We start from the raw sequence: 19,038 nt of genomic DNA, 5'->3' as shown, positions 1-19,038 counted from the left end.
TTATCGCAGGCTGGGGAGATTAGCCTTGGACGATTGTGCGGTTATTCACCGGTCGGGATAACTTTGCCGATATACGGCAAATGGCGATAACGCTGCGCGTAGTCGATGCCAAAGCCCACCACAAACTCGTCTGGGATGGTGAAGCCAACGTATTCCACGGTGACATCCACTTCACGGCGCTCTGGCTTATCCAGCAAGGTACAAATTGCCAGCGATTTCGGCTCGCGCAGGCGCAGAATTTCGCGCACTTTGCTCAGGGTGTTGCCGGAATCGATGATGTCTTCGACGATCAGCACATCCTTGCCACGAATATCTTCGTCGAGATCTTTGAGGATTTTTACGTCGCGCGTGCTCGACATGCCGCTGCCGTAGCTGGAGGCGGTCATAAAGTCGACTTCATGCGGCACGTCGATGGTGCGGCACAGATCGGCCATAAACATAAAGGAGCCGCGCAGCAAACCTACTAACACCATTTCGCTGCCGCTGTCGCGGTAGTGCTCGCTAATCTGCTTGCCCAGTTCGGCAATCCGGGTTGCGATCTCTTGCTCGGAGATCATCACGTCGACGGTATGTTTCATTGCATGCGTCCAATTACGGTTTTTGGAAAGCCACGAAGTCTATCATAGTCGAGCTGGCGTCTAACGCCGCGCACAGAACGCAAACGATTCCGTGGCGAAATTTATCACGCTGGCGTTAACTGTATGGACGAGACCGCCCCTTCACCGCTTGGTTCTGGAGTTCCTATGACCGCTTCATCCAGTAAAAAAACACAGATTGGTACGCGCGATTTGCACCCGGAAACGCAGATGCTGAATTACGGCTACGATCCGCAGCTGTCGGAAGGCGCGGTGAAACCGCCGGTGTTTCTCACCTCGACTTTTGTCTTTAACAGCGCCGAAGAGGGACAGGACTTTTTTGATTTCGTCGCCGGGCGCAAGCAGCCGCCAGAAGGCAAAAGTGGCGGATTAGTCTATTCGCGCTTTAACCATCCCAACAGCGAAATCGTTGAAGATCGGCTGGCGGTCTACGAAGGTGCGGAAAGTGCAGCGCTGTTCTCCTCCGGGATGTCAGCGATTGCCACCACGCTGTTGACGTTTGCCCGCCCTGGCGAGGTGATTCTGCACTCCCAGCCGCTGTACGGCGGCACCGAAACGCTGCTGAGCAAAACGCTACACGATCTGGAAATTAAAGCGGTGGGTTTCAGCGATGGCACCGACGAAGACAAGGTACATGAAGCGGCTAAGCTCGCATGGCAGCGCGGACGCGTGGCGCTGATTTTGATTGAGACGCCAGCCAATCCCACCAACAGTTTGGTCGACATCCAGTTAATGCAGCAGGTTGCCGATGTGATTGCGCAGCAGCAAGGTTCACGGCCGATTCTCGCCTGCGACAACACCCTGCTCGGCCCGGTGTTTCAGCATCCGTTAAAGCACGGCGCAGATTTGTCGCTCTATTCGCTGACTAAATATGTGGGTGGCCATTCGGATTTGATTGCCGGCGCGGTGCTCGGCAGTAAAGCGCTGGTGAGCAAGGTGCGTTCGCTGCGTAGTGCCATCGGCACCCAGCTTGATCCGCACTCCAGCTGGATGATCGGCCGCTCGCTGGAGACGCTGTCGTTGCGTATGGAGAAGGCGGCCAGCAATGCGGATAAAGTGGCGGCGTTTTTACGCGATCATCCACAGGTAGAAAAGCTGCATTGGCTGCCGTATCTCGATGCAGAGAGCCCAGCCGGCAAAACGTATCAGCGCCAGTGCAGCGGCGCCGGCTCGACCTTCTCATTTGATATTCGTGGCGGACAAGCGGCGGCGTTCCGCTTCCTCAATACGCTGGCGCTGTTCAAGCTGGCGGTGAGCCTGGGCGGCACCGAATCGCTCGCCAGCCATCCTGCCAGCACCACCCATTCGGGCGTGCCGCAGGAAGTGCGGCAACGCATTGGCATCAGCGATGCCACCGTGCGCCTGTCAATTGGTATCGAGCATCCCGACGACCTGATTGAAGATATGCGTCTGGCGCTTGAAGCCGCGATTAACTGACGCTAAAGCCCAGCATCATGCCGGTATCTTCATGCTCGAGCAGATGGCAATGCGCCATATAGGCATTCTCAGCGTTGGCGACATAGTTGAAGCGCACCAGCACTTCGCTGCGCCAGCCGTTTACGCTGACAATGTCTTTCCAGCCGGCACGATGCGCTTCCGGCGGCTTGCCGTTTTCTGACAGGATGCGGAATTGTGTGCCGTGAATGTGGAACGGATGCAGCATCGCATCGCCTTCGCCGGAGATGGTCCACTTCTCCAGTTTACCCAGTTCCACATTGAACATCGGCTTGGTCATATTGAAGGCCTGGCCGTTGATCTTGTTGCCGTTGTGGAAATCATACGCCGCAGCTTTACCGTGGCTGCCGTGATCCATCGCCATGTCACCATGATCCATCGGCTGCGCGCTGTTACTCATCGCCATGTTGCCATGATCCATTTTCACACCGCCCATGGCTTTGTCACCGTAGCGATCCATCAGCGCCTGCATGCCTTGCTGATCAAGCTGCGGATCCATCATCAGCTGTAGCCAGCGGCTTTGCAGGCCATCCGTTGCAGGAACCGGTGGCAGATCCACCAGTTTGTCCGGCAGCGTACCGCTGGCCATCACGCGTAGCGGCATGATCTGCACCAGCGGCAAAGGTTGATCGAACGGGGCAAGCGTCATGCCCATCTGCGTAACCGGCAGCGTCACCATGTCGAAGGTTTTGCCATCCGACGTATCCACCATCACCTCAAAACGCTCGCCCGGTAACAGCGGCAGGCTCGTCACTTTCACCGGTTCGGCCAGTAAACCGCCGTCGCTGGCGATCACATACAGCGGACGCCGATCGCTTGTCGCGATATGCAGCGAGCGCGCGTTACAGCCGTTGAGCAAACGCAGGCGCAGCCAGCCGCGCGGTACGGCATGCTGCGGATATGGCACGCCGTTGGTCAGCATCAGATCGCCAAACCAGCCCACCGCGGCGCGCATGATATCGAGTTGATAATCGATTTGCGTCCCCGCTTTATTCAGCTGTTTATCCTGGAAAATCAGCGGCACGTCATCTTCGCCCCACTGCATCGGCAGGCGCAGTTTGCCGGACGCTTCATCTTCCAGCAGCACCAATCCCGCCAGACCTTGCGCCACCTGATAGCCGGTTTTGCCGTGTTGATGCGGATGGAACCAGCAGGTGGCGGCCGGTTGATCCGGGGTAAAACTCACCTGACGCGTGGCACCTGGCGCAATGATCCCTTGCGGACCGCCATCAACATCGCCAGGAATTTCCAGGCCATGCCAGTGCAACGTAGTGGCTTCAGGCAGTTGGTTATGAATATTTACCGTGACGTTTTTTTCGCGCTGCAATCTGAGTGCTGGCCCTAACAATCCGCCGTTGTAGCCCCAGGTGGGCACCGCTTTGCCGTTCCATTGGCTGCTGCCGGTCATGGCGGTCAGCGTGTATTGCCCGCGTGCGTCAGGTTCCAAAATGGAAGGGATCGGCAATAACGGTCGCGTGGCGGCCATTAGTGAGCGGCTCCATAGCGGCAGCGCACCGGCGGCGCTGAGAGCAGCAGTCAACTTTAGAAAATGACGACGTTGCATATTCTTATCCTTGTCGTGAATAAGGGCACAGCGTAAACCTTTACCCTGCGGGAGGGTCAAGTGCTGAAACAGAATGCACTGAGAAAAAGCGCGTGAATGGCCCGAAAGGGCAAATTTAGCGGAATAGCGACAATAACTGTGCTAACGTCAATAAATTGTCCCTTGTTGAGAATCATTATGACGAAAAGCATCAAGATCCTGCTGCTGGCGGGACTCCTTGGCTTCTCCTCCACCAGTTTTGCCCTGAGTGAATCCGAAGCAGAAGATCTCGCCGACCTCACCGCGGTGTTCGTTTATCTGAAGAACGATTGTGGCTATCAGGATTTGCCGGACGCGCAGATTCGTAAAGCGTTGGTGTTTTTTGCCCAACAGAACCGTTGGGATCTGAGCAACTACAGCAACTACAACATGAAGTCGCTCGGTGAAGAGAGCTACAAGGATTTGAGCGGCATCGCCATTACCAACGACAAGAAGTGTAAGTCGTTAGCGCGCGATTCGCTGAGTTTGCTGGCTTACGTGAAGTAATCGGTTCCCCTTCGGTTGGTGCTCGCTGTCCCCTTCGATGGTGCTGGCTGTCCCCCTCCTCGGTCCTCCCCCATAAATGGGGGAGGAAGATGCTGCTATATGTGAGTTGGGAGTTGCATGTGGCAGCGTCTCCTTCCCCTGCTTGCGGGGGAAGGCCGGGATGGGGGACAGCCAGCACGATCCAAACCTAAACCGTTAACTCCAGACCAATTCCACGCTCGCGCAGGTCGCGACATACCGCTTCATCCAGACGCGCATCCGTCACCACATCAGTCAGGCTATCAATCGGTGCCGCGCAGTACAGCGACCAGGAGCCGTATTTACTGCTGTCAGCCAGCAGCACCCGGCGGCGCGCATTGGCCAGCAAGTCCATCTTCAATCCGGCTTTATCTTCGGTTGGCGTGGTAATGCCGCGTTCGATACTCCACGAGTTACAGCTGACAAAAGCGATATCCGGATTGATGCTGCGCAACAGGCGACGCCCGTGCTCACCAATACACGACTGGCTGGAATCATCGATGCGTCCGCCAATAATGGTGGTTTCGATCTGCTTAAACTCGGATAAAAACAGCGCGATATGCAGATCGGCGGTGATAACGCGCAGCTTGAGATGCGTTAGCTGGCGCGCCAGCTCCAGCATGGTGGTGCCGGCATCCAATACCACCGCATCACCCGACTGCACATAACGGGCGGCAAACTGGGCAATGGCCTGTTTTTCCGCCAGATTACGCTGCATCTTCTCCAGCGTAGTGGGCTGGTTGGGGATAAAGCGATTTAGCGTGACGCCGCCGTGGCTGCGGCTAATGACGCCCTCCTTGTCCAGCTTAATCAGATCGCGGCGGATGGTCGCTGGCGAGGCGGAAATAGCGCTCACCAGTTGTTCAACGGTGACCAGATTATGACTCTTCAGATAGTCCATAATCTGGTCGAGACGGCTTTGTCCCTTCATATTTCCCTATGCAAGCTGCATCGCGAGTTTAATGGAGATTGCCATGCTCGCAGAGTTCGCTTTACCTGTCCAGGCGATATCAAATGCGGTGCCGTGGTCCGCCGATGTGCGGATAAAGGGCAAGCCCGCAGTAATATTCACGCCATCATAGAAACCCAATAACTTCAGTGGGATATGTCCTTGATCGTGGTACATCGCGACCACCATATCGTACTGCCCTTCCTGACACTGCAGGAACACGGTATCGGGCGGGCATGGGCCATGCACATCAATGCCCTGCTGTTTCATCACGTTAATCGCAGGCGCGACGATAGTGATCTCCTCATCGCCGAACAGACCGTTTTCACCGGCATGAGGGTTAACTCCCGCCACCGCGATGCGCGGCTTATCGAACCCGACGCGGCGCAGGAAGCTGTCGGCCATGCCGATCACCGTCTGAATGCGTTCACCGTTTAAGGTGTCGAGGAACTTACGCAACGCGATATGCGTCGTGACGTGAATCACTTTCAGCTTATCGGTGTAGAGCACCATGGCGTAGTTTTTAGTATTGGTGAGCTGTGCCAGCAGTTCAGTGTGGCCAGGATACAGGTGACCTGCCGAGTGTAGCGCTTCTTTATTCAGCGGCGCGGTCGCTATGGCGTGAACTTCTCCGGCCAGTGCCAATTCGGTGGCGCGCTTAACACAGCGCCACGCCAGATCGCCCGCCTCTTTCTGCACCACGCCCGGTTTTAGCGCATCCGCATCCGCCAGCGGTTCATCAATCACATTAATAATGCCCGGCGCGAAGTGCGCATCGTTAACCTGGTCAAGCACGCGCAGCTCAGCCTGCGGCGTCACATTTAACCCCATCACCCGGCGCAGCGTGTTCGCGCAGCCGACTACAACGGCCGGCACGCCCGCTAAATCACCTTCTGCCAGCGCTTTAATGATGATCTCCGGGCCAATGCCCGCCGGATCGCCCATGGTAATCGCAATAATTTTATTCACTCAACTTCTCCTCAATAAAACGAATGGCTTCTACCAGGGTGTTTTCGTCACCAAAGCCACCTGCTTTGGTCATCACCGGCAGGTGTAATTCACTGTTAAGCAAAACCCCGTGCGGCACACAGCCCGCCACCAGGCCCTGAATCTGGAAACCGCTGGCACCTAATGCCTGCGCCACGGCAATCGCCACATCTCCGCCGGAGAGATAAAGCCCCGCAGGCTGCACCTGACGACAAACGGTGCTGGTTAACTGCGCGAGAAACTGGCAGATGCGTTCGCCTAATGCCTGCCGCGAAACCTGATGCTGCTGGCAGAGTTGCTCAATGTCGTGACGCTGATCGACATGCTGCGTGGTGCGCAGCACGCAATGCGCGCCATCGTGCAGCGCCTGCAGCATCGCCTGTTGCCATACGGCGGCTTGCGGCCAGGCAGGCTGGGCAAACAGCTGGCGGATATCAATGTCGATAATGCGGATGTCGCGCTGGCTGGCAAGGCGCGCAATTTGCTGCTGCGCCATTGCGCTCATCGAACCCACCACCGCCAGCACCGGACGCGGCCGACGGGCAGCCAGCAGTTCGCCCAGCGCATCGCTCAGGCCTGAGGCTCCGGCCAATAGTGGCCGCTCATCTAGCGCGGCCGCCGCCGCCATTAATAAGGCAAGGTCGGCGTCCTGCTCGATATCCACCACCAGCAACCCCTGTTTGTGCGCCAGTACCTGGGCCAGTTGTGCGCCGCGTACCGTGGCGAGGTCGAGGGTCTCGCCGGGCAAGATGCTCTGCATTTGCAGGCACGTCAGCACATGGCTGCTGGTAACCGGGGTTTTGGGATCGCTGGCGAATTCGGTATCAATCAAACGCTGCTGATCGATCCAGACTTCACCGTTGCGCGTGGTACGCCCCAGTTTCGGCACCGCCGGCACTACCAATGCTAATTTTTTGCCGCTGGCCTGCAGCGCCACGCTGATTTCCGCACCGGGATTGCCGCGCAGCGTGGAATCGATCTTCTTAAACAGCCAGCCATCGTTGGCCATCGCCTGATGCTGCTCCAGCGCAGCAAGGGTGCGACGCGCCGCTTCTTGCGCGTTTACCGCGCGGCTATCGGTGCTGATCACCAGCACATCAGCGCTGCCAGCTGGATGGGGTGTGCTGCTGTCAAACAGCACATGCACGCGCGCTCCGGCGCGTGCCAGCCCGCTGCCCGCATCATTAGCACCGGTAAAATCATCGGCAATCACTAAGACGGGCGTTTTCCATGGCTGTGAAGTCATTTTCTCTCCTTTAACGGCTACTGCCGTGCTGCAATGATTATATTCAATCATGATTGATTATATGTGAGCAAGATCAAATTAATTGAAATCAATTTGTCCTATAAAATTAGGCACTGAAATGATGGACCTCGCGCTGTTTGAGCAAAATTAATCATTCAGCACAAAAAACGCGATAAGGGTATGTAATGAATATCAACAGCACCGTGATAAGTGGCTTTCAGGCGCTCAATGACCTCAGCTATCTACTACGAGGTAAGAAGAGAGCCCTGCTGGTGACCGATAAGAATATCGAAGGCATTCCGGCGGTTCAGAGGCTGATCGCCCAGCTGCAGCAACAATTGGCTAGCCTGAGCATCGTCAATTCGGTGCCGCCAGAGCCAAGCCAGCACGATGTGGCGGCCATTGTCGCTGCGCTACCGGCCACCGATGTCGATCTGGTGATTGGCGTCGGCGGTGGCAGCGTACTGGATGTCGCTAAGCTGCTCTCTATTCTGTGCGTCGCGGACGCGCCAACGCTGGATGCGCTGCTGGCCGGTGAAAAACCGCAGACGCGCACCCCTTCGCTGCTGATTCCCACCACGGCGGGCACCGGCTCGGAAGCCACGCCGAACGCCATTCTGGCGATCCCGGAGAAAGAGACCAAAGTCGGCATAATCACGCCGGTGATGCTGCCGGATTATGTCGCGCTGATACCGGAGCTCACCACCAGCATGCCACCGCATATCGCCTCTTCTACCGGTATCGATGCGCTGTGCCATCTGATCGAATGCTTTACCGCTACCGTGGCGAATCCGGTAAGCGATAACTATGCGCTGATCGGCATGAAAAAGCTGTTTGCCAGCCTCGAAACCACTCTCGCTGAGCCGGATAACCTTGAAGCGCGCCTGAATATGCTGTGGGCATCTTATTATGGCGGTGCGTCGATTGCGCATGCCGGTACCCATCTGGTTCACGCCATGTCCTATCCGTTGGGCGGTAAATATCATCTGCCGCACGGTGTGGCTAACGCCATTCTGCTCGCGCCGTGCATGCGCTTTGTGCGTCCAGCGGCGGTGAGCAAATTCGCTCAGGCTTACGATCTGCTGCCCGATGCCGATACGTCACTGGATGAAGAAGCCAAATCTCACGCGCTGGTTGAGTACTTCGCCGCGCTGGTAAAACGCCTAAAGCTGCCCGCCAGTCTGGAAGAGCTGGGTATCGGCCCGGATCACCTGCCGTATCTGGTTGAAGCCGCACTCGACGTGCAGCGTCTGATGAAGAATGTACCGATGAAAGTGGGCGCAGATGACGTACGCAACGTCTACCTGACGCTGTTTCCCGCTTTGAGCCACTAAGCATTATCGAGGACAACATGAGTAAGAAAATTCAGGGCGTGTTAACCGCCATCGTTACCACCTTCGAACGCGACGGTGCCTTTAATCCCGTCGCCCAGCGCGAGCAGGTCAAACGCCAGTTAAGTGCTGGCAACGGTATTTTCTGCGGCGGCACCAACGGTGAATTCTTCGTGCTGAACGAGCAGGAGAAGCTGGCGGTGACACAGACTTGCGTCGATGAAGTTAACGGCACCGCGCCGGTAGTGGCGCACATTGGCGAAATCTCGACGCGTGAAACCATTCGTCTCGGCAAGCAAGTGGCGAAGCTGGGCGTGGATGCGGTTTCGGTGATTACGCCCTACTTCGTGCCGCTGAAACAGGAAGAGCTGATCGCCCACTATCGCGCGGTAGCTGACGCCATCGATGTGCCGCTGTTCCTCTATAACATCCCGGCGCGCACGGGCAACACGCTGCAGCCGGAGACCGTGCGCACGCTGGCTGCGCATCCGAACATCATCGGCATCAAAGATAGCGCTGGCAGCTATGAAAGCCTGAGCGGTTTTCTGCAGGCGGCAGCAGGCATCGATAGCTTCGATGTACTGAATGGCCCGGATTCGCTGATTCATCAGGGCTTCGTCGACGGCTGCTCGGCCTGTATTTCAGGGCTCGCCAACGTCGCCCCCAAAGAGATCAACGCCATTTGGGCACGCTTCCACGCTGGCGATATCGAAGGTTCTCGTCTGGCGCAGGAAAATGTCACCGGCTTGCGCACCGATCTGTATAGCGTCGGCTTCTCGCCTGCTGCAGTAAAAAAAGCGGTGTCGCTGCTCGGCTTTGACGTGGGCGACAGCCGCTATGCGGTGAGTTTCTCTGCCGACGAAGAGCAGAAAATTCGTCAGATCGTGAATCAATATTTGCAGTAATCACCGGGTGAGCGGCCTGCCAGGTCACCATAAATGGCGACCCTACGCGTTTTGTAGGGTGCGCATTTATGCGCACCGTGTTAATCGCGGCACCGGCTCTTAGCTGTATTTTCAACATCGGGAAGATTTATGAAAGTCATCTGCACCTCACCGTCGTTTGCTAAATATGAGGCGACGCCCATTGAAACCCTACAACAACAGGGTTTTGAGCTGATCACCCTGCCCGCCGATGCGCCGCTAAGCGCGCTTGAGCCGCATCTGGCTGATACGGTCGCGCTGATCGTCGCCTTTACCGACGTCAACGAGGCGCTGCTGGCGCTGGCGCCACAGCTGAAAATCGTCTGTAAGCACGGCGTGGGCGTCGACAATATCAATCTGGATGCCACGTGCGCACGCGGTATTTACGTCACTAACGTGCCGGACGCCAACAAACATGCGGTGGCCGATTTCGCCTTCGCGCTGATATTGAATTGCGCGCGCCAGGTAACTCAGGCGGCGATTGAAACGCGCGCCGGACACTGGCCGCGCATTTTTGCCACCGATGTCTACGGCAAAACGCTGGGCATTATTGGGCTGGGCAATATCGGCAAGCAGGTCGCGCTGCGCGCTAAAGGCTTCAACATGCGGGTGATTGCCTTCGATTTTTATCCAGATGAGACATTTGCTGCCGAGCACGGCATCGAATTCGTCACGCTGGATCAGCTGACGGAAACCAGCGATTTCATCACCCTGCATATGCCGCTGACCGACAAAACCCACCACCTGTTTGATGCCGCCCGGCTGAAACGCATGAAGAAGAGTGCCTTCCTGATTAATGCCTCACGCGGCGGTGTGGTGAATGAGCAGGATCTCTATCAGGCGCTGCTGGATAACGTGATTGCCGGAGCTGCGGCTGACGTGTTCGTGCAAGAACCGCTGACGGAGCATCCGCTGTTCACGCTCAGCAACTTCATCCCCACCGCGCACCTCGCCGGTTATACCGACGGTGCCATCAGCGCGATAGGCGAACGTTGCGTGACGCAAATCGTGCAGTGCATTTGCCAGGGTGAACGCCCGCTTAACGTGATGAATGGGCTGGAATAATTCGCCGCCTTTCCCTGTAACCCTTTTTCGAGTGGATAATTATTATGACTAACTCTGCACGCTCGAGTCGTATCCGTTGGTGGATCGCTGGCCTGATGTGGCTGGCCATCGCCATTAACTACATTGACCGCACCGTTCTCTCGGCGGCGGCACCGCATCTGATCAAAGAGCTCGATATCAATCCAGAAATGATGGGCTTTATCATGGCCGCATTCTTCTGGTCTTACGCGCTGCTGCAGATACCGGCGGGCTGGTTTGCCGATCGCTTCGGCCAGAAAAAAGGCCTGGGAATTGCCGTCGGCTGGTGGTCAATCGCCACCATGGCGATGGGTCTGGCGACCGGCTTTAAATCGCTGCTGGCGCTGCGTTTAGCGCTAGGCGTGGGTGAAGCGGCTGCCTATCCGAGCAACGCCGGCATCACCGCGCGTTGGTTCCCGGACCGCGAACGCGCCACGGTGTCGGGCCTGTTCGACAGCGCCTCGAAGTTTGGGGGGGCGGTGGCGATGCCGCTGATTGTGTTTATGATCGCCATGTTCGACTGGCGTCTAACCTTCCTCGCCATTGGTGCATTAGGGTTGTTCTGGGTTATCGCCTGGTACTTTATCTACGCCGAAAACCCGGAAGATCATCAGTCGATCAGCAAAGAGGAAGTGCGCTTTATCCGTGACGGCCAGGCGCAGAAGCATGGCGATAAAAGCGTGCGTCCGATGAAGTGGTACAAGCTGCTGCGCTATCGCAATATCTGGGCGATGTGCATTGGTTTCTTCACCATCAACTACACCTCCTACTTCTTTATCACCTGGCTGCCGACGTATCTGGTGAAAGATAAAGGCATGGATTTCCTTAAAATGGGGATGGTGGCTGCGCTGCCGCTGATTTGCGGCATGGTGATTGAAGTGCTGGCCGGTTGGGCATCGGATCGCATGGTGCATAATAAAGTGCTGTCGCTGACCGCCACGCGCAAACTGTTCCTCACCATTGGCCTGTTGATGGCGCTGTGCATCGGCTTTGCGCCGTTTACCGACTCAGTGTTCATGACCGTGCTGCTGCTGTGTATCGCAAAATCGGGCACCACCGTTGCGGCCTCACAGGTATGGGCGCTGCCGGGCGATGTTGCGCCGCAAAACAGCGTATCGATTGTCGCCGGGTTGCAAAACACCGTCTCCAACATGGGCGGTGCCGTTGGCCCGATTATTACCGGCGCCATCGTCGGTGCAACCGGCCACTTCACCTGGGCACTGGTGTTCTCGGCGGTGCTGGTGGTGATTGGTATCCTTAACTATCTGTTCCTGATGGGTAAAGTTGAACCTATCGTGGATGAGGAACAGGTGACGCACTCCCATTCTGTGGCAAGCGGCGCGTAAGCGCCTAACCCGCCGCATCGTTCTGATGCGGATTTTCCCCTACTGAAAATAAAAATAATTGGAGGCGATGATGTCGCTACATTCCAATGGATCACCTGCTGCAATTTCGGCAAGTAAAGCGAAAGGGAAATTTCGTTTCGTCATTCTTACGGTGCTGTCCGTCGGCATTGCCATCAACTATATCGATCGCGCTGCAATGAGCGTAGCGATGCCGTTTATGAGCCAGGAGCTGAACTTTTCGCCTACCGACAGCGGCTTGTTGCTCTCCGCCTTCTTCTGGAGCTATGTGCTGTTTCAACTGCCAGGAGGCTGGCTGGTGGATAAACTCGGTCCGCGCATTACCTTTGCGCTGAGTAGCCTTGGATGGGGATTAGCCACTGCCGCATGCGGACTTGCCAGTTCAATTGCGGCGCTGGTTGGCTTTCGCTTTGTGCTCGGTGCCGTGGAAGCGCCAAGCTATCCCGCCAGCTCCTCAACGGTTACGCGCTGGTTCCCGCGCCAGGAGCGCAGCTTCGCCGCCGCAACATTCAATAACGGCAGCAAAATTGGCGGCACGCTGGCCATTCCGATCATCTCTTTTCTGATTGCACTGGTCGGCTGGCGTATGACCTTTGTGATTTCGGGCGTGGTAGCGGTAGTGTGGGCGCTGGCGTGGTATCTGTGGTATCGCGATCCACGCGAGCACTCCAGCGTAACGCGCGAAGAAGTGGAATTTATCGAAGCCAACCAGGATCCGCAAACCGGCGATCCGATGAGCGTGCGCCAGCTGCTGGGTCAGCGCACCGTGCAGGCGATGATGGCCGGATTCTTCTGTATCAACTTCGTCTCGTACTTTTTCTTCACCTGGTTTCCCACCTATCTGGTGGAAACCTTTCATCTGTCGCTGATGAAGTTCGGCTTACTCGGCATGCTGCCGGGCGTTGCCGCAATTGTTGGTGGCTGGTGTGGCGGATTGCTGTCGGATGCGCTGGTACGTCGTGGCTATTCGCTCAGCGTGGCGCGCAAGATCCCGCTGGTAGGCGGCATGCTCGGTAGCGCGACAATTGGGCTGGCGGCCTTCTCGCCGACCGTAGGCCTGGCGCTGGCGGCGCTGTGCTTTGCCAACTTCGCCGCCACGTTTGCTTCGGCAGCATTATGGGCGTTACCTTCGGACGTTGCGCCCAATCGCGCCAATGTGGCGACTATCGGCGGCATTCAAAACATGGCGGCAAATCTTGCCGGGATCATCTCACCGATTTTGATTGGCGTGCTGATGCAGTTCACCCATTCGTTCGTAATTCCACTGGAGATTGCCGGTGTTATTGGCGTGGTTGGTGCGCTGATTTACGCGTTCTGGCTGCCGCGCGTAGAGCCAATGGGTGCAGAGCGTAATGCCGCGTTGGATGGCACCTTAAGGAGAGAAGTATGAATGCGCGTTGGAAAAAACGTCCGGCCCAATCGACATGGGGCGATTTCGGTGCGGATGATCAGCTCGGTCGACTTAATCTGCTTACGGCTGCCAAAGTGCGGGAAGGTATCGCAGAGGTGAAGACGGGCGAAACCTTCTGCCTGAGTTTGCCACTCGATTTGCCCGGCGGTACGGCGATGAATCCACGCCGTCCACCACCTCAACTCAATGCCACGCGACGCGGTGAACATGCCAATATGACCTATCCTCTTTCGCGTGATAATCCGCAGCTTACCGATGTGATTTGCGACGATAGCGTAACGCTGGCACTGCAATATTCAACGCAATGGGACAGCCTGGCGCATATGGGCCAGTGGTTTGACGTTAACGATAACGGCGAGCCGGAAATGGTGTTCTACAACGGTTACAAGGCCAATGTGGATATTGTCGGCGAAACCGATTACCGCGCTGGTTGTGGCTGCGATCACGGCTGCCATCTCGGTGCCAAAGCGCTGGGCATTGAGAACATGGCAGCGCAGGGTATGCAGGGACGTGCAGTGATGATTGATATCAAACGCCATTTCGGTAACCAACGGTTTGCATTTGGTTATTCGCATCTGCAACAGATTCTGCAGGCCGATAATATTGAAGTGCGACCGGGCGATTTCGTCTGCTTCCGCACCGGCATGGACGAAGCCATTCTCGCCATGCAGGGTAAACCGGATATGGACTTCCTCAACACGCATTTTGCCGGGCTGGACGGTAGCGATCGGGCATTACGCAACTGGGTTGCTGAAAGCGGCGTAGTGGCATTAATCGCAGATAACCCGGCGGTGGAAATACTCCCAGCGCGGCCAATGAATGATGATTTCTATCCGTCACATCCGCTGCACGATCTCTGCTTGTTCCGGCTGGGCGTCTATCTTGGGGAGTTAATGCTGCTGAGTCCGCTGGCCGACTGGCTGGCGCAGCATCAGCGCCATGCGTTTCTGCTCACCGCACCGCCGCTACGTTTGCCAGGCGCGGTAGGCTCGCCCGCTACGCCGATTGCGACAGTGTAGATAAGTACAAATATCGACGTAGTCGCCATGCATGGCAATACTAAGGTATAAGGTGCGCGTGAATGCGCACCGGTATTACTTACCCGCAATAAACTGCCGGTATGCCGCGATCACCGCAAGAAAATCTTCCACACCACAAAACGACAGGCTCTCTTCGTCGTAATAGGTCATGCCCTCTTCCATGCCGTCATCTTCCAGCGCTAGCTGGTTGGCACGAATCATCACCTCTTCTTCGTCCAGCCACAGCGTGTATTCATGCCCCACACGCTGCCACTGATTAAGGGTACCTTTTACCTGTTGGGCGGCGGCTTCAACCTCATCCAGCAACGGCAGATTGTCTTTGACTTCTTCATTGAACCAGTGACCCACCGCTTCGTGGTCCATCGACATACGCACTTTGACCTGCCCGGTCAAATCACGCAGAAATTCATACTCCATGGATTTGCCTCATACTGATGACGCGCCGTGCGGCACTGTCTTAGTGCATTTTGTGCGCAGCACGCTGAATAAAGTGGGATCGCGCTCGCATTATGCCTGGAGATGTCAGCGGAAAAAAGCGCATAAAAAAAGGGACGATTTTCATCGTCCCCTTGTTCATCCGGAAAACCGATTAAACGGCAGTCTGGAAGATCACGCTATCTGCTTTGTCAGTGTATTGTCCCAGCTGATCAAAGTTGAGGTAACGGTAAGTGTCTGCCGCGGTCTTATCCACCTGCAGCATGAACTGCTGGTACTCGTCCGGCGTTGGCAGTTTACCGAGCAGTGAAGCTACCGCTGCCAGTTCAGCCGATGCGAGGAACACGTTAGCACCGGTACCGAGACGGTTCGGGAAGTTACGGGTTGAGGTGGAAACCACCGTCGCGCCGTCCGCCACACGCGCCTGGTTACCCATGCACAGTGAACAGCCCGGAATCTCAATACGCGCACCGCTCTTACCGAACACGCTGTAGTAGCCCTCTTCGGTCAGCTGTGCGGCGTCCATTTTCGTTGGCGGCGCAACCCACAGACGGGTTGGCAACTGACCTTTATGGGCATCCAGCAGTTTACCTGCCGCGCGGAAGTGACCAATGTTGGTCATGCACGAACCGATGAACACTTCGTCGATCTTCTCGCCCTGCACGTCAGACAACCAGCGCGCGTCGTCTGGATCGTTCGGTGCACACAGAATTGGCTCTTTGATCTCGGCCAGATCGATGTCGATCACCGCAGCGTATTCGGCATCTGCATCGCCTTCCAGCAGTTGCGGATCGGTCAGCCATTTTTCCATGCCTTCAACGCGGCGTTCCAGCGTACGACGATCGCCGTAGCCTTCAGAGATCATCCACTTCAGCAGCACAATGTTCGAGTTGAGATACTCGATGATTGGCGCTTTATCCAGCTTGATGGTACAGCCGGCAGCAGAACGTTCAGCGGAAGCATCAGAAAGTTCGAAAGCTTGCTCAACTTTCAGATCAGGCAGGCCTTCAATTTCCAGAATGCGGCCAGAGAAGATGTTCTTCTTCCCTTTCTTCTCCACGGTCAGCAGACCCGCTTTGATGGCGTACAGCGGAATCGCATGCACCAGATCGCGCAGGGTGATGCCCGGCTGCATTTTACCTTTAAAGCGCACCAGCACCGATTCCGGCATGTCCAACGGCATTACGCCGGTCGCAGCAGCAAACGCTACCAGACCCGAACCAGCCGGGAAGGATATACCAATTGGGAAACGGGTATGCGAGTCACCGCCGGTACCTACGGTATCTGGCAGCAGCATACGGTTCAGCCAGCTGTGAATGATACCATCGCCCGGACGCAGCGAGACGCCACCACGGTTCATGATGAAGTCAGGCAGCGTATGGTGCGTGGTGACGTCGACCGGCTTCGGATAGGCCGCGGTGTGGCAGAATGACTGCATCACCAGGTCGGCAGAGAAGCCGAGGCACGCCAGATCCTTCAGTTCGTCACGCGTCATTGGACCGGTGGTGTCCTGAGAACCCACTGACGTCATTTTCGGTTCGCAGTAAGCGCCTGGACGGACGCCATCTACGCCGCACGCACGACCAACCATTTTCTGCGCCAGTGAGTAACCACGGGTGCTGGCGGCAACATCTTTGGCTTGCACGAACACTTCGCTGTGCGGCAGTCCCAGTGATTCACGCGCTTTAGTGGTCAAGCCACGGCCGATGATCAGCGGAATACGACCGCCAGCACGGACTTCGTCCAGCAGCACGTCGGTCTTCAGTTCGAAGGTCGCCAGCACTTCATCGGTTTCATGATTGCGCACTTCGCCTTTGTACGGGTAAACGTCAATGACATCGCCCATGTTCAGACGATCAACGTCGAGTTCGATCGGCAGTGCGCCAGCATCTTCCATGGTGTTGAAGAAGATCGGGGCGATTTTACCGCCGAGGCACAGACCGCCGCCCTTTTTGTTCGGCACGTACGGGATATCGTCGCCCATAAACCACAGCACCGAGTTGGTGGCGGATTTACGTGAAGAACCGGTACCGACCACGTCGCCGACATAGGTCAGCGGGAAGCCTTTGGTCTGCAGCGCTTCGATCTGTTTGATCGGGCCAACGTTACCCGCATCGTCGGGTTCGATGCCTTCACGGGCGTTTTTTAACATCGCCAGCGCGTGCAGTGGAATATCCGGACGTGACCATGCATCCGGCGCCGGAGAGAGGTCGTCGGTGTTGGTTTCGCCGGTCACTTTGAACACGGTGGTGGTGATTTTTTCAGCCAGTTTTGGACGCTTCAGGAACCATTCGGCATCGGCCCATGACTGGATAATTTTTTTCGCGTGTGGGTTACCCGCTTTGGCTTTCTCTTCGACATCGTAGAAGTTATCGAACATCAGCAGCGTGTGAGACAGGGCTTCAGCGGCAATCGGCGCGAGCGCTTCATCTTCTAACGCTTCAATCAGCGCATGGATGTTATAACCGCCCTGCATGGTGCCCAGCAGCTCAACGGCTTTTTCGCGAGTAACCAGAGGAGAGTGGGCTTCGCCCTTAGTGACAGCTGCCAGGAAACCGGCTTTAACATACGCCGCTTCATCAACACCTGGTGGAACACGATTGACCAAAAGGTCGATAAGGAATTCTTCTTCACCCGCTGGCGGGTTTTTCAGCAGTTCAACCAGCGCGGCCATTTGGGAAGCATCTAACGGCTTAGGTACGATTCCCTGGGCAGCACGCTCGGCAACGTGCTTACGGTATTCTTCTAGCACGACGTTCTCCTCGCTCTCATTGTATAGCTTTCCGGCGCACCCCTTGATGCTGTCAAACAGTAGGGTGAGGTGCCCGGTTCCGCGTGGGGCAGCATAGCAGCATTTCGGCTGATTGTTAATCTGTTTACAAAAAAGCAACATCCGCGCGTTATTTAGCAGGTTCGTCTGCGGATTGCGCGCGATCACATAAAAAAAAGCAGGCGTTGAAAGCCTGCTTGCTGCATAAACGAGGAGAAACCGATTATCGATCGACCAATATAAACTCGCTGTCGTTATAACGTGCGCCCTGAATATTGTGCACGCTGAACAGCTCATCCAGCGTGGCGACATCAACCCCGCGTAATGTTAAATAGGCGGCGACGCAGTTCTGTTCCAGATGGGCGATTTTACTGGCTCCGGGAATCGGCACGATAAAATCACCCTTCGCCAGCACCCACGCCAATGCCAGCTGGGCGGCTGTGGCGTCATAACCTGCAGCCATCGCGGAAAGTTGATTCACTAACTTCTGGTTATGTGCCTGCGCATCCTGCTGGAAACGCGGTAAAGAACGACGGAAATCATCTTCGGCTAGCCGCCGACAGGAAGTGGCGGTAAAAGGTTCGCTGGTGCTGGATAACAATGAATGGATTTTACAGGCGGCGCGTGCGGGCGTGGGCATTGCTTTTCTGCATGAAGGCACGGTGCGGGAAGATGTAGAACGCGGCGATTTAATTGAAATATTGGCAGGATTTACTGCGGTTGAAGAAGGATTCTGGCTCTACTATCCAATCCGTAAATATCTCTCAGCGCCGCTGCGGCATTTTATTGATTGGCTTAAGGAAACAAATAACTAATTAAAGCCATCCATTACGCGATCTATTTAAATAGTTAAATAAAAACAAAATCATTAATTATAAATAATTTTAAAATTAAGGTGAAATAAAATAGGTTTGGCGTAGACTGCCTGCGGGCGCTTGAGGCAACTTGCTTCAAGCTGAAAAGATTGAGGTAGGTTGTGGAGCGTAAAACCGTGCAGTTAATTTTCATTAACCGCACGGGCAAGCGACATACCCTAACACCTGAGAAATGTCAGGGTAGTCGCTTGCTCGTGCTAAATCAAGAGGAACACGACTATGAAGTCAATATTCAGCAAGCTGATTATCAGCGGGCTCATTCTATTAGGATTGTGTCTGGTAAATCGCAGTTCACTCTGTGAATTACGATTACGGATATTCGCTGCTGAATTATCGGCTGTTATGGCTTACGAAGCACGACAGTAAAACTTCTTTAGCGGGAGTTCGCTCCCGCTATTCCGGCATTGCGCATGTGTTAGCTCACGCGCCTTTTTTTATTTCTTTATTTAACCAGAACGACTAATAA

Annotated in this window: 18 protein-coding genes; 10 read left to right on the top strand and 8 right to left on the bottom strand. The window is 55.8% G+C overall.

Annotated features, from left to right (window positions below; genetic code table 11):
• Positions 1-41: 41 nt before the first annotated feature.
• Positions 42-578 (bottom strand): hypoxanthine phosphoribosyltransferase, encoded by a 537-nt coding sequence (hpt, locus tag WH298_RS13380; RefSeq protein ID WP_007888744.1) that lies wholly within the window; start codon positions 576-578, stop codon positions 42-44.
• Positions 579-743: 165 nt separating this feature from the next.
• On the opposite strand from hpt, the gene WH298_RS13375 reads away from it, so the two are divergent.
• Positions 744-2,033, top strand: coding sequence for a cystathionine gamma-synthase family protein (locus WH298_RS13375; protein ID WP_180823074.1), 1,290 nt, complete (start codon positions 744-746; stop codon positions 2,031-2,033).
• On the opposite strand, the gene cueO is transcribed toward WH298_RS13375, so the two are convergent.
• The gene (gene cueO / locus WH298_RS13370; RefSeq protein WP_049851471.1) at positions 2,026-3,615 is read right to left on the bottom strand and encodes a multicopper oxidase CueO; all 1,590 of its coding nucleotides are present in this window, start codon (positions 3,613-3,615) and stop codon (positions 2,026-2,028) included. The genes WH298_RS13375 and cueO overlap by 8 nt on opposite strands.
• Positions 3,616-3,792: 177 nt before the next feature.
• Between cueO and WH298_RS13365 the strand changes: the two genes are divergently transcribed.
• Positions 3,793-4,140, top strand: a complete 348-nt coding sequence (locus WH298_RS13365) for a YacC family pilotin-like protein (protein ID WP_007888732.1) — start codon at positions 3,793-3,795, stop codon at positions 4,138-4,140.
• 187 nt (positions 4,141-4,327) lie between these two features.
• On the opposite strand, the gene WH298_RS13360 is transcribed toward WH298_RS13365, so the two are convergent.
• From WH298_RS13360 to dtnK, 3 genes are read right to left on the bottom strand one after another with little or no spacing between them, the layout of a single operon-like run.
• Positions 4,328-5,089, bottom strand: a complete 762-nt coding sequence (locus WH298_RS13360; protein ID WP_007888729.1) for a DeoR/GlpR family DNA-binding transcription regulator — start codon at positions 5,087-5,089, stop codon at positions 4,328-4,330.
• 6 nt (positions 5,090-5,095) lie between these two features.
• Entirely contained in the window at positions 5,096-6,076 is a 981-nt protein-coding gene (locus WH298_RS13355; protein WP_180823073.1) for a D-threonate 4-phosphate dehydrogenase, read from the bottom strand.
• Complete coding sequence (gene dtnK, locus WH298_RS13350) at positions 6,069-7,340, bottom strand: D-threonate kinase (RefSeq protein ID WP_180823072.1); 1,272 nt, start codon at positions 7,338-7,340, stop codon at positions 6,069-6,071. Before dtnK ends, WH298_RS13355 begins: the two co-directional genes overlap by 8 nt.
• Before the next feature lie 185 nt (positions 7,341-7,525).
• Between dtnK and WH298_RS13345 the strand changes: the two genes are divergently transcribed.
• From WH298_RS13345 to WH298_RS13320, 6 genes are all read left to right on the top strand, one after another.
• The gene (locus WH298_RS13345) at positions 7,526-8,674 is read left to right on the top strand and encodes an iron-containing alcohol dehydrogenase (RefSeq protein ID WP_180823071.1); all 1,149 of its coding nucleotides are present in this window, start codon (positions 7,526-7,528) and stop codon (positions 8,672-8,674) included.
• A 17-nt stretch (positions 8,675-8,691) separates the two neighbouring features.
• On the top strand, positions 8,692-9,576 hold the full coding sequence (locus tag WH298_RS13340) for a dihydrodipicolinate synthase family protein (RefSeq protein ID WP_180823070.1): 885 nt from the start codon (positions 8,692-8,694) through the stop codon (positions 9,574-9,576).
• Positions 9,577-9,705: 129 nt separating this feature from the next.
• Positions 9,706-10,659, top strand: coding sequence for a phosphoglycerate dehydrogenase (locus WH298_RS13335; RefSeq protein ID WP_180823069.1), 954 nt, complete (start codon positions 9,706-9,708; stop codon positions 10,657-10,659).
• Positions 10,660-10,703: 44 nt separating this feature from the next.
• On the top strand, positions 10,704-12,023 hold the full coding sequence (locus WH298_RS13330) for an MFS transporter (RefSeq protein WP_180823068.1): 1,320 nt from the start codon (positions 10,704-10,706) through the stop codon (positions 12,021-12,023).
• Between the two features lie 70 nt (positions 12,024-12,093).
• Positions 12,094-13,431 carry an MFS transporter gene (locus tag WH298_RS13325; RefSeq protein ID WP_180823067.1) on the top strand — a complete coding sequence of 446 codons (1,338 nt, stop codon included), beginning with the start codon at positions 12,094-12,096 and terminating at the stop codon, positions 13,429-13,431.
• Entirely contained in the window at positions 13,428-14,471 is a 1,044-nt protein-coding gene (locus WH298_RS13320; protein ID WP_180823066.1) for a cyclase family protein, read from the top strand. Before WH298_RS13325 ends, WH298_RS13320 begins: the two co-directional genes overlap by 4 nt.
• A 75-nt stretch (positions 14,472-14,546) precedes the next feature.
• Here the strand turns inward: WH298_RS13320 and yacL are convergent, their stop codons facing one another.
• From yacL to WH298_RS13305, 3 genes are all read right to left on the bottom strand, one after another.
• On the bottom strand, positions 14,547-14,909 hold the full coding sequence (gene yacL, locus WH298_RS13315) for a protein YacL (RefSeq protein ID WP_007888696.1): 363 nt from the start codon (positions 14,907-14,909) through the stop codon (positions 14,547-14,549).
• Positions 14,910-15,081: 172 nt separating this feature from the next.
• Positions 15,082-17,679, bottom strand: a complete 2,598-nt coding sequence (acnB, locus tag WH298_RS13310) for a bifunctional aconitate hydratase 2/2-methylisocitrate dehydratase (RefSeq protein ID WP_152929119.1) — start codon at positions 17,677-17,679, stop codon at positions 15,082-15,084.
• Positions 17,680-17,920: 241 nt separating this feature from the next.
• Positions 17,921-18,298: an aldo/keto reductase gene (locus tag WH298_RS13305; protein ID WP_339541481.1), complete on the bottom strand. Its 378-nt coding sequence runs from the start codon at positions 18,296-18,298 to the stop codon at positions 17,921-17,923.
• On the opposite strand from WH298_RS13305, the gene WH298_RS13300 reads away from it, so the two are divergent.
• Both WH298_RS13300 and WH298_RS23715 read left to right on the top strand, forming a co-directional pair.
• Positions 18,285-18,512, top strand: coding sequence for a LysR substrate-binding domain-containing protein (locus WH298_RS13300; RefSeq protein ID WP_339541480.1), 228 nt, complete (start codon positions 18,285-18,287; stop codon positions 18,510-18,512). The two genes, WH298_RS13305 and WH298_RS13300, sit on opposite strands and share 14 nt — an antisense overlap.
• Before the next feature lie 279 nt (positions 18,513-18,791).
• Positions 18,792-18,938, top strand: coding sequence for a Hok/Gef family protein (locus tag WH298_RS23715; protein WP_180823065.1), 147 nt, complete (start codon positions 18,792-18,794; stop codon positions 18,936-18,938).
• Positions 18,939-19,038 lie beyond the last annotated feature (100 nt).

This window comes from Pantoea nemavictus (genome assembly GCF_037479095.1).
In the GTDB taxonomy this organism is placed as follows: Bacteria; Pseudomonadota; Gammaproteobacteria; order Enterobacterales; family Enterobacteriaceae; genus Pantoea; species Pantoea nemavictus.
The sequence above is the reverse complement of the archived record's forward strand: the minus strand, read 5'-3'. Positions and strand labels throughout refer to the sequence as shown.

Bases quoted from the DNA above. Each gene is read 5' to 3' on its own strand.
- WH298_RS13340 (WP_180823070.1), top strand. From the start codon at position 8,692: ATGAGTAAGAAAATTCAGGGCGTGTTAACCGCCATCGTTACCACCTTC.
- yacL (WP_007888696.1), bottom strand. From the start codon at position 14,909: ATGGAGTATGAATTTCTGCGTGATTTGACCGGGCAGGTCAAAGTGCGT.
- WH298_RS13360 (WP_007888729.1), bottom strand. From the start codon at position 5,089: ATGAAGGGACAAAGCCGTCTCGACCAGATTATGGACTATCTGAAGAGT.
- cueO (WP_049851471.1), bottom strand. From the start codon at position 3,615: ATGCAACGTCGTCATTTTCTAAAGTTGACTGCTGCTCTCAGCGCCGCC.
- dtnK (WP_180823072.1), bottom strand. From the start codon at position 7,340: ATGACTTCACAGCCATGGAAAACGCCCGTCTTAGTGATTGCCGATGAT.
- WH298_RS13330 (WP_180823068.1), top strand. From the start codon at position 10,704: ATGACTAACTCTGCACGCTCGAGTCGTATCCGTTGGTGGATCGCTGGC.
- hpt (WP_007888744.1), bottom strand. From the start codon at position 578: ATGAAACATACCGTCGACGTGATGATCTCCGAGCAAGAGATCGCAACC.
- WH298_RS13345 (WP_180823071.1), top strand. From the start codon at position 7,526: ATGAATATCAACAGCACCGTGATAAGTGGCTTTCAGGCGCTCAATGAC.
- WH298_RS13325 (WP_180823067.1), top strand. From the start codon at position 12,094: ATGTCGCTACATTCCAATGGATCACCTGCTGCAATTTCGGCAAGTAAA.
- WH298_RS13335 (WP_180823069.1), top strand. From the start codon at position 9,706: ATGAAAGTCATCTGCACCTCACCGTCGTTTGCTAAATATGAGGCGACG.
- WH298_RS13365 (WP_007888732.1), top strand. From the start codon at position 3,793: ATGACGAAAAGCATCAAGATCCTGCTGCTGGCGGGACTCCTTGGCTTC.
- WH298_RS13320 (WP_180823066.1), top strand. From the start codon at position 13,428: ATGAATGCGCGTTGGAAAAAACGTCCGGCCCAATCGACATGGGGCGAT.
- WH298_RS23715 (WP_180823065.1), top strand. From the start codon at position 18,792: ATGAAGTCAATATTCAGCAAGCTGATTATCAGCGGGCTCATTCTATTA.
- WH298_RS13375 (WP_180823074.1), top strand. From the start codon at position 744: ATGACCGCTTCATCCAGTAAAAAAACACAGATTGGTACGCGCGATTTG.